The following is a 17,110-nucleotide window of genomic DNA, read 5'->3' as shown; positions in this document are numbered from 1 at the left end:
TTGCTTATCTGCACGCCCCAGCGGTCAAACTGCTGTAGCGTCCCCTTTTTCTACTGCGAGACCAAAGAACCCGTGACTTGCTGCAAAAACAGCTCGCCTTTGGTGGAGATCGTCGTTCCCGCTCTCCCTTGCCGCACGAGCAGCAATTTCAAGTGATTCAAAATTTCCAGACGCAAACGCAGCTGTTGGTCTGTGAGTTGAATCCCCTTCCCCTCCAGCAGCGTTTTCAGTCTGCTCCTCCCGTAAGAGAGCTGCTGTTCCTTTCCGTCTTTTAAGATTTCCAGGATGCCGATACTCTCGCTGAGAAAGCCATGCTCTTCGATTTTGGCGACGATACTGTCCACATCGAGTTCGCTTGCCCGCTGCTCATCTAATGCATCATGTCCACGGAAATAGAGCGGCAGCGAACGCAGCTCGATTTGGGTCGTATCCATACACGCGCAGTAGGAGACGACATTGAACAGCTCCCGGACATTGCCCGGCCAACTGTACGTAGAGAAAACCGCCAAGACCTCTTTGGAAAAATGGAGCTCTTCTTTTTTCAACTGCCGTTTAAACGTCTCGATCAGCAGCTCCAAGTCCTCTTTTCTCTCGGACAACGTCGGCAGCCTGACGATGTAGGAAGAAATATACGAGTACAGATCAATCCGCACTTTTCCTGCTTCCAGCAGCTTTGACAGCCGCTTGGAGGTCGAGGTGATCAACCGGAGCTGAACCGGTACGGCTCCTTCGCCATGCACCCGCTGAATTTCCTTGGACTCCAGCAAATGCAGAAGTCTCGCCTGCAGCGAGTTGGACAGACAATCCATATTTTGCAGGAACAAGGTTCCGCCGTTTGTCGCTTCCACAATCCCTTGCACGCTGATACCCTCTTCTTCCTTGCCAAAGAGCTCGACAGCGAGCTGCTCCTCACTTTTTTCCGCACAATTGTACGTGAAAAACGGTCCTTTGCGAAAATAAGATTGATTGTGGATCGCTTCCGCCATCAGCCTTTTGCCGGTTCCGGTTTCCCCTTCGATATGAATTGGATACGGTGTGATGGCAATCTTTCCGGCGATCTCTACCGTTTCCTGCATCAGTGGGCTATGGGTGACAAACTGCGCAATGGTCCTTTTTTGATTCTGATCCTCAAAATTGGAGGTTCCTCGTTTGGTCGAATCCCTGGAAATAGAAACGAGTGATTTGATGTAGCGGTTCATGATCAGAGAGTGACTGACCTCAATTGAAAAGAGCGTGACGATTTGCTCCAGTGTGCTGAATGATATGACACGAGGCCCGATGTCAATGACGGTCTGGAGCGCTTTAGGGACAATATCCTTTTCGCCCGGCGTTACCACAAAGTCGATTTTCTTTGGCAACGGTTGGTTGAGAAAATAGGGATAGTACCTGTGTTCCGGCAAAATGGTCTCCAGGGATGAAACGGTTTGAAGTGTATCGGAATAGTAGTCATTCACCACGAGAATATGTTGTCCGGCCGGCAACCCCATCAGCTCTTTCAGGTTGACGATATTGACCTCCCTGTTAGCGACCATACAGATGCACTCCTCGTGAAGAAAGGGCTGAACGATTTCTCTCAACACTTCACCCGAAAGCAGCACAACGTCGTTTCTGCCGATCAAACCGTAATAGACATCCTTGATCGTAACAGGTTTGATTTTGATAAAATCACCGATAATGTGCTTGATCTGCTCGGTAATGATCATCAAGTTCTCTTCCTGAATACCGATCATAATCAATCGTTTGTCCATGGTTCACTTCCTGCCTTATCCGTATATCCACCTATTTTACATGACTGGATGAGAAACCTCTATCGAAATCATCCCTTTTTCCTCAACATGCCCAGAAAAGGAAAGAGCTGTTGATCACCAACAGCCCCATCCCGCCCTCGAGCCTATCCGTTTATCTGTTGTTTCAACTGCGCCAGCGTGCTTGCGGCTTCCTTTTCCGCTTCCCGCAGCGCGTAGTTCACTTTGTTTGTGTTTCGGGTCAGCTCGGTAATCAGCATGTAGGAAAGGTCGCTTCCCGGCTCTGCTTTCGCCAGCTGATTGATTTTCTCCAACAGCGGAATGCAGACCGGTTTGATCGGCGGATCATGGTGGAAGCAGTCCCCGCTGAGGTAGTTGAGCGGCACGAGAATCCGGGAAAGACGCATAATTCCGCTGTTTACGATCACCGCTGCTTCGTCTGGAAGGCTTGCGGATGACACCAGCTCGTACAGCTCCACCAGCCGCTCCTGAAGCTCTCTGGCCCGGTTGACCGACAAAGCCAGGGGCAATGCTCCGCCTGCCTTTTGCTGATACGCTTCGAGTGCATGCCTGATCTCTTTGACCGCCTCGATCTGGTTGATCGGCACAACCGCAGCTGTGCAAGCCTGATAGACGATGTCGGCGTAAATCCTGCAGTCTCGGGCGAGATTCGCCGGATCGATTTTATCGATCGTATCTTCCGTCGTATGCCACCACCAGCCGTAGCCGCCTGTTTTTCCGCCGCCGAACAACTGGGCAAAGGCCTGCGCTTCCGGAGCATCGCTTGGCGGTTGTTCTGACAAGCCCATCAGCAGAGACGGAATCCCCGTTCCCCAGAAGGATTGGTCGCCGGCCCGGCTGAACCGGGAGCCTTCAAAGACTTGTCCGGCAATATCGCGGATGGATACGCCGGCCAAATCCTTGGTCTCGGCCATGCAGTTGTTTTCCGTCAAAATATCCGAACCGATCGCGCCGACAGAATCGATGTTGATGTGCAAAACGCCGTTGTCATGCAGGTCTTCCCAATTTTGATCGCAATACCAGGCAGAACCGGCATAGCGTCCGTGGGAGTGACCGGACCAGAAGGCGATCCGCAGCGTTCTTTTGAGCTGGCTTTTCCGCTTGGACATGAGGCGGGCGACCTCCAGCATGGTCGCGTTCGCCGTACCGTTGTCCATCGCGCCATAGTGCCAGGAATCGATGTGTCCGCTGAACAACACAAATTTGTCCGGCTCCACCGTTCCCTTCAGCTCTCCGGTGAGTACAGGTATCTTGCGCCAGCCGGTATCCACCTCGGCGCGAATCCACGCCCGCACGGGATCGCTGTTTCTTGCCATGAGGTGTTTGATTTGCTCGCCGTCTTTGTAGTTGCAGGAGACGACCGTCAGCTTCGGCAGCCGCTCAATCGTCTCCGTCGTTGGGCTTCCCCACACGGAGGAGACGATCATTTCATTCGTATAGGCACCGTTGATAAAGATCGCGGCCAGAGCGCCGGCAGCCTGCGCCCGGTCCACAGACGGTCCTGTAGCAATTCCGTCCAGCAGCACAATTTTTCCGGAAACATCCTGGGCCCGGAAATCGTCGGGTGTTCCCTTGCCCACATAGAGCAGTTCCCCGCTGATACCGGCGTCGCCTGTGGAGACGCCCATCGCATGCGTGATGCAAGAATAGGAAATCCCGTCGATGGTCATGGCGGCACTTACTGGCAAGCTGATATACGCATCAGAAAAATGCAGCTCGGGCGAAAAGCCGAACTCCTCCAGCTTTTCTTTCGCATACTGAAAAGCGCGAAGCTCTTCCGGGGAACCGGAGGAACGGACTTCCCTGGCTATATTTCGGGTAAATTCCATCAGGCTATCCGGACTGACTTCGCCCCACAATTGCTTTCTCTCCTCGTTCATCTGCCTCACTCCTATTCCTTAGCGATTTCGTCTTTATGCGCCCAATTCTTTGATCAACAGGGCGAGAAGGGCGCTGCGGACAGGGAGCTGTGAAATGATCACATGTTCATGAGCGGCGTGAGCGCCATCTCCCACAGGTCCCAATCCGTCCAGCGTAGGGGCATACGGAGCGGCAAAGTTTCCGTCGCTGCCCCCGCCGCTTTCCATCTCTTGCAAATCGAAGTGCAGATAGGTCTTCGCCAGACTTTTGGCCAAGCGGTACATCTGACCAACCTGCTCCGTCCGCTCAAGCGGAGGACGGTTGATTCCTCCTGTCACCTCGATAGACGCTCCTGCTTGTTTCGGCGTCAGATTTTTGATCAATGGCACGACGCGCTCCGCTTCTTCGCGGGAGCGGACCCGCAGATCCACTTCGGCCTCTGCTTCGGCTGCAATGACGTTTGATGCAGAACCGCCTTTGATAACGCCGACATTGACCGTGGTGCCTTTGTCCATCTCCGTCAGCCGATGCAAATACGCGATCTGCTCCGCCAGCTCCCCGATCGCACTCACACCTTTTTCCGGTTCGATACCAGCGTGCGCAGCTACCCCTTTCACCTTCAGCTGAAAAAGGCCGACACCTTTCCGGGAGGTTTTCATTGCACCCGCTGTCCCGGCAGACGACTCCAAGACGAGAACGCTGCTGCTTTTCTTCGCTTCTGCTTCGATATGCGCGCGCGAAGTTCCGCTGCCGATCTCCTCATCCGATGTAACCAGCAGGACGACCTTCTTTTTCAACGGTACCTCCAGTTGGGTCAAAGCATGCAGGGCAAACAGCCCCTGGACGAAGCCGCCCTTCATATCGAAGGTCCCTGGACCGTACGCCCTGTCGCCTTCGATCCGAAACGGCATGGACGCAAGCGTTCCCTTCGGCCAGACGGTATCCATATGGGCCAGCAGCAGAATCTGCTCGTCCCCCTGGCCCCATTCCCAGCGCAGGTGATTGCCGAATCCTTCGTTCGGGATGACTTCGCCTTTTCCTCCTATATACGATGCAAGCAGTCCAGCTATTACTTTCCCCAGCTCATCCACCAATTCCTTGTCGCGGGATGGCGATTCCATCTCGACGAGCTGCTTCAGCACATCTACCATTTGCGTTTGTTGCTTTTGTAAAAAGGCTACGATTTTTTCCACAGCGTTCACCAACTTTTTCTTTGATCATTTCGGCAATTGCCAACGAGACACCGTCTCCAGACAGATCCGGTGTCTCGACCTCATCCGCCTCCTATGCTGTTTGCAGATAAGCGGCGTTCCCTACTTTTGGAAAAACGGAGCAAGCGATTCTTCCGGCACCGGCTTCGTTACAAAACTGCAAGCGATCAGCAGGACCGTAGAGACGATCACACCCGGAATCACCTCGTTGACGCCAAACGGCTTGCCGAGTACATACCAGAGAAGCACAGTCGCAAGTCCCCCCAGCATGGAAATCAGCGCCGCTGTTCCGGTCGCCCGCTTCCAGTTCAGTCCGATCACCACTGTGGCAAAGAAGAAGCTGGCCACCATGGAGGATTGGACAATCACGATAAACTGTACCATGTCAAATGGATGGAGTGCAAAGTACAGCGGGAGTATGGACAAAATCACAATCGCGATCTTGTTCACCCGAAGCTTTTGCTTATCGGTCGCTTTCGGATTGATCAGGCCGTAGATATCATGAGAGATCGCAGAGGCAGAGACCAGCATGACCCCGGAAACGGTACTCATAATGGCGGCCAAAATAGCGACAACGATCAGGGCACCTACGAGCGGCGGAAGCACGTTGACCGCCATAATGGACGACGCAGCGTCTGCATTGTTCATCACTGGGTAGAGCGAGCGCATCGCAAGTCCCACCAGACAGACGGAGACGGCAATCACAGCCTGGAAGATAAAGGAGAAGCCGATTGCCATACGGACGGCCTTCTGGCTTTTCATCGTATACATCCGTGCCAGCTCGTACGGAGCGATCGCCACGGACAAGCCAAAAGCCATCGCAAAGCCGAGAATATCTTTAAAGCTCCAGTGCCAGCCAGTCAAGGAAGGCTGAAGCTCGGTAACGAATCGGCCGACGAAATCAAAGCCGCCTGCCTGCGAGTACAAAATAGGAACGGCGGCAAAAAAACAGCCGGCCATGATGATAGCCTGGATGAAGTCGCTGTAGGTGGTAGCCTTCATGCCGCCCTTCATCGTGTAAATCATCGTAATCCCAATGGTGATGATGGCTCCCCAGATTTTTGGCAGGCCGAAGATGGTTTCCATCAAAATGCCGCCCGCCACGTATTGCGCGATCAGATAGACGGTGTAGGCGATGACGATCAATCCTGCGGCAATCGCCTTCGCCAGCTTGCTGTTGTACCGCTTTTCGATGTAATCCGGTACCGTCACGCCCTTAAACTTTTGAAATTTGGGAGCGACCCAGATGGCAGACACTAGCCAGCCGGCAAACATTCCCGGCCAGTACCACATATAGCTGGCACCCGTCATATACAGGACACCTACGGTTCCGACAAACGTCCCTGCACTCAGCTGCGTGGCAGCCAGGGCGGCTCCCCCGATCACCGGTCCGATCGAACGTCCGGCGACGAGGTGATCCTCGCTGGTCTTGTTTCCTCGACCGGCCAAAAACCCGATCACCACAATCATCAAAAAATAGCCGGCAATCACGTAATAAAAAACTGGACTGACTTCAAACATGGCGTTCCCCCCTGTGAATTATTCCTGCTCTTCCATTCTTGACGCCCAGACGAAATAGCCGGCGATAAAAACGATGAAAAATACGATGATTCCCCAGAAACTGAAACCCATGCATTACGCCCCCTTCCGGGCATTTTTTCGTTCAACTGCACCCCATCCTAGCAGGATGCCGAGCAGTACGAGCAAAGTGATGGCCGAGATCAGATTGTGCGAGTGAAAGACCGTCTCCTCTGTCCCAAATATGTAGCTGACATGAGACGGAACATTGACCATATTGCTTGTCACGTGATTCTCTCCGCTGTGATTGACGACCGGAAACGAATTCGCCTGGATCACATTGCCTTCAGGTGCCTGAAAGGAAATCTGAACGTGGTTTTCGCTTTTCTCCACTTTGTACATCGGCACGACCAGCGGAAGGGCGTATTGCCCCTGAGGCACTTCAGCCTGATATTGGATGGTGTATTCGAGGACCTCAGGACTGTCGGCAGGCAACTGTATAAATATTCTGTCCATTGCCTCGCCACCCTGAACCTCTGTCCCAAGCTCCTGTCCCCCTGCCAAAAACTTAATGTTGCCACTTTTCACACCATTGATGTGAGAAAATGTGTGCTCCAGCTTGCCATCCGGTACTGCTGAAGGGTTTTGCAGTGTAACGTGCTCCTGGACAGCGTAAACGCCGTCTTTCACCTCAATTTTTACATCTACGTGATCCAGTGAAGCCTTTGGTGCATCTGCGTAGACGGCTGCGCAAGGCATTGTCAACAAGAAAACAAATAAGAATGCCAAACCACGTCGTTTCATAAGTTCCCTCCCCATTCGAAATTTTAAAAAAATATTACAACATGAAACAACCTATTTCAACCTATTTTTTCCGAAAATTAATTTTACTGAAAGGAACTGCGCGCTGCGCTTGTTTTTTACGACAAAAAGCCTGCAAAGGTTCGATCTCCTTTGCAGGCTTTTCCATGTTCCCAGTGCGCTACTCCACGATCATCTCCCGCACCTTCTCATGCAGCACACCATTGCTTGCGACCAGCGATGGAAGATGCTCTGTGCTAAAGGCTTCATGCTGATAGGGCTCGCCTCGCCAATCCGTGATCCGCGCACCTGCCTCTTGTGCGATCAGAATCCCTGCTGCCACGTCCATGATGCCCGATCGCTGCATGACGATGTAATCCAGCCACCCGTTCGCGAGCAGACACCAGTCCAGCGCAGGAGCGACGTTGCGCAAAAGCCGCTTGGTGCCTAGCATGAATGGACGAGTGAATGCGAGCTCCTGCTCCCGGGTGACCGAGTTGCGTCCACGAATGTACGTCCCCACTGCTCGGGACAAATCGTCCCGCTTGTTCACTGTCAGCCGCTTCCCGTTGAGGAAAGCCCCCTTGCCTTTTTCCGCCCAAAACATCTGGCCCGCCACCGGGTTGTAGACGACGCCCAAAATGACATCCCCTTTGTGCTGCAAGGCAAGCGAGATAGAAAAGTACGGAAAGCCGATAAAGTAATTGTTTGTGCCGTCCAGAGGGTCCACGATCCAGAGATAGTCCTCATTTCGCTCAACCATTCCGATCTCCTCTGAGAAGATCGTGTGCTCTGGAAAGTGCCTGTGCAAGACCTCGATGATCCGTCTTTCGCTCTCTTTGTCCTCCGGAAGCTTTACATCATTGTGAAGCTCTTCATCGGGGATGAGCTGCTCCAGAAAGCGTTCCTGTAAAAAGGCACCGGCATATCGTGCTGCTTCTTTGGCTATTTCAATCATGGGGGTCTCTCCTTTTTTTGTAAATTCATGGTTTTCCCTTGCATCCTGACCCGATTCATCCCTATGATAGGGAGACACCCGTGTTTTGAAGGGGCTGCCTGGTCTTTGCAAACGGCATATCTGGGCAAATGCTTCCGCCAAAGGAGGGGAAAAACATGAACAGCGATTTTATTCGCCTGAAGAACCTGGAAGGCGAACTGATGCTCACCCAGTTGAACAAAAATCTGGGTTGCTCCGTAACCAGCAAGGAACTTGTGTTTCTCAAACCTCATATGACGTATCATCTGTTCCTGCGTGACATCGTCAGCATGGTTCCGATAAAACTTGAGAACGCGCCAATTACATTCCGCCACAAAAACGAGTTGATCCGCTCGGAATTCGGTTCGGACTATTACAAGCTTACCGTGAAGTGGGCGCGAATCGTGACTCGCTCCGGAATTGCCGAACGGGAGAACATGGAGTTCATCGTTCCACTCTCCCGCAAGATGCTGACTTATATTGCCCAATACAGCGGTCTTGTCGCCATTGGGTAACAGCGAAAACCTCTATCCGCTACTTGCGTTTAGAGGTTTTTTTTTTACGTTCCGCCAACCTATCCCTTTCTCTTGAGGACGATAAACGTCCCTGTCCCATGGGCGAGCAGACGATCGCGTTCATCATACACCCTGCCCTCGAGGACAACCAGCGTCCGACCGCGGTGGATGAAGCTGGCTTCTGCACGCAGCTTATCGCCTTTCCCCGGGCGCAGGTAATTGATCTTCAGTTCTGTCGTCACAGCGTATTGGTCTGGCGGCAGGGACCGGTTGACGAGCGATCCCATCGCCGAATCGATGAGCGTCGCCAAAATTCCGCCGTGCGCAACCCGGAGCGAGTTGTGCATAAACACGGTCAACGGCAGTTCAAAGCGATAGGTGTTCTCGTCGACGAACTCCCCCTTCAATCCGAGAAAGCCGGACAGAAACGAACTATTCCGCTCTCTGCGCTGCCGGATGGCCTGTACGGCAAGCTCCAGTATTTGCCGTTCCTCTTCATTGCCCTGCTCGCAGATCGATTTTAGTTCTTCCCACATCCTGTTCACTCCAGCTCTATTTATTTCATGTATTTTATTTTAGAACAAAGTCATCTCTTTTTCACCAGTTCCCTTGGCTGCTCTTGCACTCAGCTTCGCAGTTTCTTGGCTTATCCTTGGTGTTCTACAGCGATCGGGATTTTCATTTCTTTCTAAAGAAAAGCACTCTCCTGAGCAAATGTTCAGACTTTTACGGTTGTTTCTATGAATAAAAAAGTGATAAGATAGTTCAAAATAAAGCGACAGTGCTAAACTTGGAGAGGAGTTTTCAAAGTGGCCAGACAGAGAAGTGACATGATCAAAAAAGGCTTCGACCGCGCACCGCACCGCAGCCTGCTGCGTGCAGCCGGAGTAAAGGACGAGGATTTCGATAAACCGTTTATTGCGATTTGCAACTCATACATTGATATCATTCCCGGTCACGTTCACCTGCAGGAATTCGGGAAAGTCGTAAAGGAAGCGGTTCGTGCAGCAGGCATGGTGCCGTTTGAGTTCAACACGATCGGGGTCGACGATGGCATCGCGATGGGACATATCGGGATGCGCTATTCCCTGCCGAGTCGCGAGCTGATTGCCGACAGCCTGGAAACGGTTGTGGCTGCTCACTGGTTCGACGGCATGATCTGTATTCCCAACTGCGATAAAATCACCCCTGGCATGATCATGGGTGCGCTGCGTGTCAACATTCCTACAGTGTTTGTGACTGGCGGCCCGATGAAAGCAGGAAAAACAAGCGATGGTCGTTCCATCTCTCTCTCCTCTGTTTTTGAGGGAGTCGGTGCGTATCAAGCAGGCCTGATCGATGACAAGCAGTTGGACGAGCTGGAACAGTTCGGCTGTCCTACTTGCGGTTCCTGTTCCGGCATGTTCACCGCCAACTCCATGAACTGCCTGGCCGAAGCGATCGGACTGGCTCTGCCTGGCAATGGAACCATTCTGGCTGTCTCCCCAGAGCGCAAAGAGCTGGTGAAGGCTTCTGCCGAAAAGTTGAAAGAACTGATCGCCCGCGACATCAAGCCGCGTGATATTGTTACGCTGGAAGCGATTGACGATGCCTTTGCCCTCGACATGGCGATGGGCGGCTCGACCAATACCGTTCTGCACACACTGGCGATCGCACAGGAAGCTGGCATCGACTATCCACTGGAGCGCATTAATGAAGTGGCCAAGCGTGTTCCATACCTGTGCAAGCTGGCACCCGCCTCCGATTACCATATCGAAGATTGCCACAATGCAGGCGGCGTATCCGCGATCCTGAATGAGCTGACCAAAAAAGCAGGCGCTCTCCATCCAGACCGCATCACCGTAACTGGAAAAACGCTGGCGGAGAACATCGCCGACGCAAAAATCACGGACACACAAGTGATTCGCTCCCTGGACAACCCGTACAGCCATACAGGCGGGCTCTCCGTTCTTTTCGGCAATCTGGCTCCACAGGGTTCCATCATCAAAACGGGCGGTGTCGATCCATCCATCAAACGGCATGAAGGTCCAGCCATCTGCTTTGATTCCCAGGAAGAAGCGCTGGCGGGCATCGCGGAAGGCAAAATCAAATCCGGCCATGTCGTCGTGATCCGCTACGAGGGGCCAAAAGGCGGTCCTGGCATGCCAGAAATGCTCGCTCCTACCTCGCAAATCGTGGGAATGGGACTGGGCAAAGAAGTTGCGCTGGTAACAGACGGCCGATTCTCCGGCGCCTCCCGCGGCATCAGCATCGGGCATATCTCACCTGAAGCTGCAGAGGGTGGTCCAATCGCTTTCGTACAGGATGGCGACATCATCAGCATCGATCTGGAAGAGCGCTCCATCGAGCTGCACATCTCTCCAGACGAGCTTGCTCGCCGCCAGGCTAACTGGACCGAGTTTGAGCCGAAAGTAAAGACTGGTTATCTGGCCCGTTACTCGAAGATGGTAACCAATGCGAGCAACGGTGCAACTTTGAAAATCTAACCTATAGACAAGATTTAACAGGCTGGAACGCTCCGAAGCGCCCAGCCTGTTTTTTTGTTTGCCTTCACCCATCAGGCAGGCTTATTTTCAGCAGCGGGTTCTTTTGCCTGAATGTCTGCTTTTCGTTTTCCAGAAATATACAATTTGAATACATTAATGACTACTTTCGTGCTGCGGGGCCGTGGTGAGAAGAATCATGTCTCCCTGCTTGGCTCCGTACTCCGCCCACAAGGATGGTTGCACTGTCCGCTCCACAGCGGCTGGCGGGGGTCCGCAAAAGCCGTGTCGCTCCGCAGTGCATCAGGGTTGCGTCCCTTTTTCCCGCCATCCGCTGTTCCGCTAAGTGGGGCTACGCAGTCGCACCGCAGGAAAACATGATTCTTCTCCGTACATACTGCATCTTTCAGGCTGTAAAGCAATTGGAAAATTAAAAGAATTAAACATATTAAAAAGGTCAATTCAAAGAAAAAGTATGCAAATCTCATTTTTGAGTGACGCCGGAGGCAAAACTGATCGTTAATGCTTCCCAAATACGTCATCAAGATTTATCTAATGTTCCTCGTTGTTTTCATCATTTGATTCCACCCACGCTTTTTTAACAGCGACGGTTCGCGAAGAAGCATGTTTCCCGGGAATCCCCCTGGAGCGGACCGTCCATCTTCCGTGCGGGCGGAGCCCGGAGCTGAGCAGGGAAACATGCTTCTTCCACTACGACCCCGTTCACACAGTCAAAAAAGGACGCCCGATGTTCGGGACGTCCCGTTTCTTGCCGTTACTAATCTTTGCATTCTACGTCCACTACTGATGAAGATGACAAGCAACCAGATGACCATCCCCGTCCAAAGCGCCCAGCTCCGGCCTGGTACTCTTGCATTTGTCCATGACAAACGGACAACGCGTATGAAACGCACACCCGCTGGGAGGATTGGCCGGATTCGGAACATCTCCGGTCAGTATGATCCGCTGCGGCTTGGCATCCGGATTGGCCACAGGAGCGGCCGAGAGCAGCGCCTGAGTATACGGGTGGGCCGGGGCAGCGTACAGCTTTTCTTTTGGTGCAAACTCCACCAGCCTGCCCAGGTACATCACCCCGACACGGTCGCTGATATGCTTCACCACGCTCAGATCATGCGAAATAAACAGATAGGTGAGATCAAACTGTTCCTGCAGATCCTGAAGCAGGTTGAGAATCTGGGACTGAATGGACACGTCCAGGGCCGACACCGGCTCGTCGGCGACGATCAACGACGGTCGCAGGATCAATGAGCGCGCAATCCCGATGCGCTGCCTCTGTCCTCCGCTGAATTCATGCGGATAGCGGTTTGCATAGTGTCCGCCCAGCCCGACAATGTCGAGGATCTCTTCCACCATGCGCAGGCGCTCCTGGTTGCTTCCAATGCGGTGAATCTCCAAAGGCTCCAGGAGCACATCGCGAATCTTCATCCGCGGATCGAGTGAAGCACACGGGTCCTGAAAGACGATTTGCAGCTCTTTGCGGAGCAAGCGAAGCTCATTTGTCGTGAGCGTCGTCAAATTCTTTCCTTTATATATAACTTCGCCTCCGGTCGGCGGGAGCAGATGCAGGAGCGCACGGCCGGTTGTCGACTTGCCGCAGCCGCTCTCCCCGACGAGCCCGACGGTCTCCCCTTTTTGTATGGTAAAAGAAACGCCGTCTACCGCCTTGACGTAGGTCGGCGGCTGAAACATTTTTCCCTTGATCGGAAAGTACTTTTTTAGATCACGTACCTGCAGCAACGCTTCCGCCATGATCGGCTCCTCCTTTCTCCGCCAGCCAGCAACGTACCTGGTGGGCATCACTTACTCCCATGAGCGGCGGATTCTCTCTGCATGCCTCCTGCACAAAATCGCAGCGCGGGGCAAACCTGCATCCGGTCGGCATCGCAGATGGATGCGGCACGGTTCCCCGGATCGAGTACAGCCGCCGCTGTTGCTGATCCAATGAAGGAATCGAGGCAATCAAGCCTTTTGTGTAGGGATGCTGCGGGTTACGAAACAGCTCCCGCACAGGTGCTTCTTCGATCACTTGCCCGGCGTACATCACCACGACACGGTCGCACATTTCTGCCACGACGCCCAGGTCATGCGTAATAAAAATAATGGAAGTCCCCTGCTCTTCCTTCAGGCTTCGCATCAGATCGAGAATTTGTGCCTGGATGGTCACGTCCAGGGCAGTCGTCGGCTCGTCTGCGATCAGCACTTTGGGATCACAAGACATGGCCATAGCGATCATGACGCGCTGACGCATCCCGCCGGAGAGCTGGTGCGGGTACTCTTTCACGATTTCTTCCGCACGCGGGATACCAACCGTCCGCAGCATCTCAATCGCTTTATCCCGCGCCTCCCGTTTGCCCAGGCCCAGATGCAGACGAATTTGCTCGCCCAACTGCTCGCCCACCGTATAGACGGGATTCAGAGAAGTCATCGGTTCCTGAAAGATCATCGCGATTTCATTGCCGCGAATTTTTTGCAATTCTGTCTGCGTCATGTCTGTGATGTTTTTATCTTGAAACAGGATCTGTCCTTTGCTGATCCGACCGATCCCTTTGGGCAACAATCCCATGATCGACAAGGAGGTGACACTTTTTCCGCAGCCCGACTCTCCGACGATCCCCAATGTCTCTCCGGGATGAACGCGAAAATCAATGCCTCTGACCGGATGAATCTCCCCGTCTTCCCCCCGAAAGGAGATGTGCAAATCCTTTACCTGAAGGATCGGTTCCATGGTTACACGTCCTTTCCTGATGCAGCGTAAAGCAGGGCTGTCGCCAGAATCTGTGCGCCTGCAGTTAATGCTTTCGTGTCAAAGGACATCTCCGGATGGTGCAAGCCGGGCGCCAGTCCGCAGCCGAGCCCCAGCATCGTCCCGGCCAGCTCTGGCTTGTGATACGTGTAAAAGTGGAAATCCTCTCCGCCCGGTGAGACACAAGGCTGCTCCACATTCTCCGCTCCCAGTACCTGTGCGATAGCTTCACGCATCAGCCCTTCCGCCTGCTCGTTTAGGATGGCGGCCGGAACCTCACCGGGGATTTTCCACTCGATTGGCGTTCCCATCAAGGTCGATACATGGTCGATCACGTGCCCCAGCTTCTCCTGCAGCTCCTTCATGCCCTCGTTGGACTGGGCGCGCAGATCCAGCTTGAAGGTGGCCTTGTCCGGGATGACATTGGAGGTTTCACCGCCGGCTGTCAATTGTGTCATTTTCACGGAGAAGGAGCAGCCTGCCTGCAAACGGATGTTTTGCAGAGACTGAACCAGAACGGCAGCCGTCTCGATGACGTTCCTCCCTCTCTCCGGCCGCGACGCATGCGCCTGCAAACCGGAGATCGAGCCGTGGACAGAAGCGCTCGCACCGTGGATGATGGCGGGAGCTGCGGTGCCGTTGGCCAGCTCCATCACGGGACGCACATGAACACCAAACAGCATGCTCACACCATCTAAAGCACCATCCTTGAGCATTTGCAGGGCACCGCCGACCTTTTCCTCTGCAGGCTGGAACAAAAAGCGGACGCTCTTTTTCGGACGTATGCCTGTGGCGGCAAAAGCCAATGCGGCATACAGCACCATCGTGCTATGTCCGTCGTGCCCGCAGGAGTGGTTTGGTTTCACCACGCCGTTTACTTCCTGCACCAGGGCATCCATATCAGCTCGCAGGCCGACGATCTCTTTCTCTTCTCCCTCGATATCCACTGTCAACCCAAAATGGTCGGGATATGTCTTCACGGTAAGACCGGCTTCTTTGAGCCGGTTGGCCAAATACTGCGAAGTTTTCTCCTCCTGCCAGCTCGGTTCAGCCAACAGGTGGAGTTCTTCGTAGGTTCGGATGATTTCATCCTGGCGCTCTTTCAGATAGTCACAAACCGCTTTTACACTCATGTGCCCTACCCTCTCGTCACAACCTTGACGGCTGTGGTGTATTTTTCAATCAACTCCGGTACGGGTGTGTAGCCAATGCCCGGAGCTTGCGGTACAGTAATGGTTCCGTCTGCCGCCACTTCCACCTCAGGGGAGATGATATCCTCCTGCCAGTAGCGGGAAGAGCCTGCCGTATCCCCAGGGAGTACGAAATTCGGCAGTGTCGTAATCGCCACATTATGTGCGCGGCCGATCCCGGACTCCAGCATGCCTCCGCACCACAGCGGAACTCCTTTTTCCTGGCACAGGTCGTGGATGCGCCGTGCTTCCGACAGACCGCCTACGCGTCCGACCTTCATGTTGATTATGCGCGTGCTGCCCAGTTCAATCGCCTTGCGTGCATCCTCGTAGGAGTGAATGCTTTCATCCAGACAGATCGGCGTCTTCAACTGCTTCTGCAGGGTCGCATGGTCAATAATGTCATCATGGGCCAGCGGCTGCTCGATCATCATCAGGTCAAACTCGTCGAGCTGCTTCAAAATATCTACGTCTTTTAAGGTGTAGGCCGAATTGGCATCAGCCATCATCGGGATATTGCCAAAACGTTCACGCAGCGCGCGAATGACCTGCACATCTTTGCCCGGCGCAATCTTGATTTTCATCCGGCGATAGCCCTGCTCCAGATACTTTTCAACATTGCGGAAAAGATCGTTGATATCTGCTTCAATCCCCAGACTGATGCCGACTTCAATCTTCTCTTTGGTACCGCCAAGCGCTTTGGCAAGAGAGATTCCTTGCTGCTTCGCATACAAATCCCAGTAGGCGCCCTCGATCGAAGACTTTGCCATATTATTGCGACGAATTGGCGCGAAGAGCTCGCCTACTTCATCCGGATGGCTGATCTCTCCTTTTTCCATGATCATCGGAATCAGGAAGTCCTCTAGGATATGCCAAGCCGTTCCCACCGTCTCTTCGCTGTACAGCGGTTCACCGGAGACGACCCCCTCCCCGTAGCCGATAAAGTCCTTGGTATGGACCTCTACCAGGTAAAAATCTCGGACGGTCTGTGTCCCAAAACTGGTTTGGAACGGCGCTTTCAATGTCATGCTCATTTTCCGGAGGACGATTTTTTCTGCTTTCATAGGTAGAACCCTTCCTTTCCATAATTGCAAGGTTATTAGTCAACTTTCGGATCAAGCATGTCACGGATTCGGTCCCCGGCCAGATTGATGCCGAGAACAGTAATCAGGATGGCGATACCCGGCAAGGTCGCCAGCCACCATGCTGTGGCGATGTACGGCCTGCCCGTGCTCATCATGAAGCCCCAGCTCGGAGTGGGAGAGCTGACCCCCAGCCCGAGAAAGCTGAGTGAAGATTCCATCAGGATCGCCCGAGCCATCGCCAGCGTCGCAAGGACGATGACAGACGGCAGACAGTTCGGCAGCAGATGTCGCCAAATGATGCGCCAATGCCTGCTCCCCAGTGCATACCCTGCCTGCACGAACTCCTGCTCCCGAAGACCGATCACTTCTCCGCGAACCAGCCGTGCATACTGTGTCCAGTCTGTCAGGCCAAGCACGAGAATCATATTGAGCAGACTGGGCCCCATCACGGCGATCGTCGCCAGTGCCAGGAGAATAAAGGGAAAGGCCATCATGATGTCAATCACCGTGGAGATGGCAAAGTCAGTCTTTCCGCGAAAATAGCCGGCCAGTATCCCTACGGCTGTGCCCAGGGTAAGAGAGATGACGACGGCGAAAAATCCAACCGACAGGGAGACACGAGACCCGTATACGAGTCGCGCCCAGACATCCCTTCCGACGTCATCTGTTCCCAGCCAGTGCTCCCACGAGCCATTTTCCTGCCAGACTGGCGGCAGCAGCTTCTTCTCCAAGTTTACCTCAATGGGATTATGGCTGGTCAATAGGGGGGCTGCGATCGAGATCAGCGTGATCAGCAGAACCATCGCCAGGCCGATGATACCAATCGGGTTTTTGACAAATTTGCGGTACTTGCGCTTCCATTCGGGAACGGCCGGTTTCGGAGTTTCCGCCACCGGTGGTGCAGCGGTTTGCAGCCCTGCATTACTCATATGGGATCACCT

The 17,110-nt window shown here is 53.5% G+C and carries 14 protein-coding genes; 2 read left to right on the top strand and 12 right to left on the bottom strand.

Going from position 1 to position 17,110, the window contains the following annotated elements; all coding sequences use genetic code 11:
* Window positions 1-50: 50 nt before the first annotated feature.
* From NDK47_RS07475 to NDK47_RS07450, 6 genes are all read right to left on the bottom strand, one after another.
* A complete protein-coding gene (locus NDK47_RS07475; RefSeq protein ID WP_251874226.1) occupies window positions 51-1,748 on the bottom strand; it encodes a sigma 54-interacting transcriptional regulator in 1,698 nt (565 codons plus the stop codon).
* A 143-nt stretch (window positions 1,749-1,891) separates the two neighbouring features.
* Window positions 1,892-3,646, bottom strand: a complete 1,755-nt coding sequence (locus tag NDK47_RS07470) for a M28 family peptidase (RefSeq protein WP_251874225.1) — start codon at window positions 3,644-3,646, stop codon at window positions 1,892-1,894.
* A 33-nt stretch (window positions 3,647-3,679) separates the two neighbouring features.
* Complete coding sequence (locus tag NDK47_RS07465; RefSeq protein WP_251874224.1) at window positions 3,680-4,819, bottom strand: M20 family metallopeptidase; 1,140 nt, start codon at window positions 4,817-4,819, stop codon at window positions 3,680-3,682.
* Between the two features lie 120 nt (window positions 4,820-4,939).
* Window positions 4,940-6,358, bottom strand: a complete 1,419-nt coding sequence (locus tag NDK47_RS07460; protein WP_251874223.1) for a sodium:solute symporter family protein — start codon at window positions 6,356-6,358, stop codon at window positions 4,940-4,942.
* Between the two features lie 114 nt (window positions 6,359-6,472).
* On the bottom strand, window positions 6,473-7,159 hold the full coding sequence (locus NDK47_RS07455) for a hypothetical protein (RefSeq protein WP_251874222.1): 687 nt from the start codon (window positions 7,157-7,159) through the stop codon (window positions 6,473-6,475).
* 178 nt (window positions 7,160-7,337) lie between these two features.
* On the bottom strand, window positions 7,338-8,114 hold the full coding sequence (locus tag NDK47_RS07450; RefSeq protein ID WP_251874221.1) for an inositol monophosphatase family protein: 777 nt from the start codon (window positions 8,112-8,114) through the stop codon (window positions 7,338-7,340).
* A 155-nt stretch (window positions 8,115-8,269) separates the two neighbouring features.
* Here NDK47_RS07450 and NDK47_RS07445 point away from each other — a divergent pair, with 155 nt between their 5' ends.
* Window positions 8,270-8,647, top strand: coding sequence for a hypothetical protein (locus NDK47_RS07445; protein ID WP_251874220.1), 378 nt, complete (start codon window positions 8,270-8,272; stop codon window positions 8,645-8,647).
* 59 nt (window positions 8,648-8,706) lie between these two features.
* Here NDK47_RS07445 and NDK47_RS07440 read toward each other — a convergent pair whose 3' ends face one another.
* On the bottom strand, window positions 8,707-9,183 hold the full coding sequence (locus NDK47_RS07440) for a PaaI family thioesterase (RefSeq protein WP_251874219.1): 477 nt from the start codon (window positions 9,181-9,183) through the stop codon (window positions 8,707-8,709).
* A gap of 294 nt (window positions 9,184-9,477) precedes the next feature.
* On the opposite strand from NDK47_RS07440, the gene ilvD reads away from it, so the two are divergent.
* Window positions 9,478-11,133 (top strand): dihydroxy-acid dehydratase, encoded by a 1,656-nt coding sequence (gene ilvD / locus NDK47_RS07435; protein ID WP_251876045.1) that lies wholly within the window; start codon window positions 9,478-9,480, stop codon window positions 11,131-11,133.
* A gap of 798 nt (window positions 11,134-11,931) precedes the next feature.
* Here the strand turns inward: ilvD and NDK47_RS07430 are convergent.
* The 5 genes from NDK47_RS07430 to NDK47_RS07410 are packed head-to-tail and all read right to left on the bottom strand — an operon-like array spanning window position 11,932 to window position 17,098.
* On the bottom strand, window positions 11,932-12,900 hold the full coding sequence (locus tag NDK47_RS07430; RefSeq protein WP_251874218.1) for an ABC transporter ATP-binding protein: 969 nt from the start codon (window positions 12,898-12,900) through the stop codon (window positions 11,932-11,934).
* Window positions 12,872-13,876, bottom strand: a complete 1,005-nt coding sequence (locus NDK47_RS07425; protein WP_251874217.1) for an ABC transporter ATP-binding protein — start codon at window positions 13,874-13,876, stop codon at window positions 12,872-12,874. The genes NDK47_RS07430 and NDK47_RS07425 overlap by 29 nt, the downstream gene beginning before the upstream one ends.
* Before the next feature lie 2 nt (window positions 13,877-13,878).
* A complete protein-coding gene (locus tag NDK47_RS07420; RefSeq protein WP_251874216.1) occupies window positions 13,879-15,027 on the bottom strand; it encodes a M20 peptidase aminoacylase family protein in 1,149 nt (382 codons plus the stop codon).
* Window positions 15,028-15,032: 5 nt separating this feature from the next.
* Complete coding sequence (gene menC, locus NDK47_RS07415) at window positions 15,033-16,148, bottom strand: o-succinylbenzoate synthase (protein WP_251874215.1); 1,116 nt, start codon at window positions 16,146-16,148, stop codon at window positions 15,033-15,035.
* A 35-nt stretch (window positions 16,149-16,183) separates the two neighbouring features.
* The gene (locus tag NDK47_RS07410; protein ID WP_251874214.1) at window positions 16,184-17,098 is read right to left on the bottom strand and encodes an ABC transporter permease; all 915 of its coding nucleotides are present in this window, start codon (window positions 17,096-17,098) and stop codon (window positions 16,184-16,186) included.
* Window positions 17,099-17,110 lie beyond the last annotated feature (12 nt).

The organism is Brevibacillus ruminantium (assembly GCF_023746555.1).
Taxonomy (GTDB): Bacteria; Bacillota; Bacilli; order Brevibacillales; family Brevibacillaceae; genus Brevibacillus; species Brevibacillus ruminantium.
Note: the sequence above shows the minus strand (reverse complement) of the source record. Positions and strands in the feature narration are given on the sequence as shown.

Coding starts and splice junctions, on each gene's coding strand:
- NDK47_RS07410 (WP_251874214.1), bottom strand. CDS start 17,098: ATGAGTAATGCAGGGCTGCAAACCGCTGCACCACCGGTGGCGGAAACT.
- NDK47_RS07430 (WP_251874218.1), bottom strand. CDS start 12,900: ATGGCGGAAGCGTTGCTGCAGGTACGTGATCTAAAAAAGTACTTTCCG.
- ilvD (WP_251876045.1), top strand. CDS start 9,478: ATGATCAAAAAAGGCTTCGACCGCGCACCGCACCGCAGCCTGCTGCGT.
- menC (WP_251874215.1), bottom strand. CDS start 16,148: ATGAAAGCAGAAAAAATCGTCCTCCGGAAAATGAGCATGACATTGAAA.
- NDK47_RS07455 (WP_251874222.1), bottom strand. CDS start 7,159: ATGAAACGACGTGGTTTGGCATTCTTATTTGTTTTCTTGTTGACAATG.
- NDK47_RS07440 (WP_251874219.1), bottom strand. CDS start 9,183: ATGTGGGAAGAACTAAAATCGATCTGCGAGCAGGGCAATGAAGAGGAA.
- NDK47_RS07420 (WP_251874216.1), bottom strand. CDS start 15,027: ATGAGTGTAAAAGCGGTTTGTGACTATCTGAAAGAGCGCCAGGATGAA.
- NDK47_RS07470 (WP_251874225.1), bottom strand. CDS start 3,646: ATGAACGAGGAGAGAAAGCAATTGTGGGGCGAAGTCAGTCCGGATAGC.
- NDK47_RS07445 (WP_251874220.1), top strand. CDS start 8,270: ATGAACAGCGATTTTATTCGCCTGAAGAACCTGGAAGGCGAACTGATG.
- NDK47_RS07460 (WP_251874223.1), bottom strand. CDS start 6,358: ATGTTTGAAGTCAGTCCAGTTTTTTATTACGTGATTGCCGGCTATTTT.
- NDK47_RS07475 (WP_251874226.1), bottom strand. CDS start 1,748: ATGGACAAACGATTGATTATGATCGGTATTCAGGAAGAGAACTTGATG.
- NDK47_RS07450 (WP_251874221.1), bottom strand. CDS start 8,114: ATGATTGAAATAGCCAAAGAAGCAGCACGATATGCCGGTGCCTTTTTA.
- NDK47_RS07425 (WP_251874217.1), bottom strand. CDS start 13,876: ATGGAACCGATCCTTCAGGTAAAGGATTTGCACATCTCCTTTCGGGGG.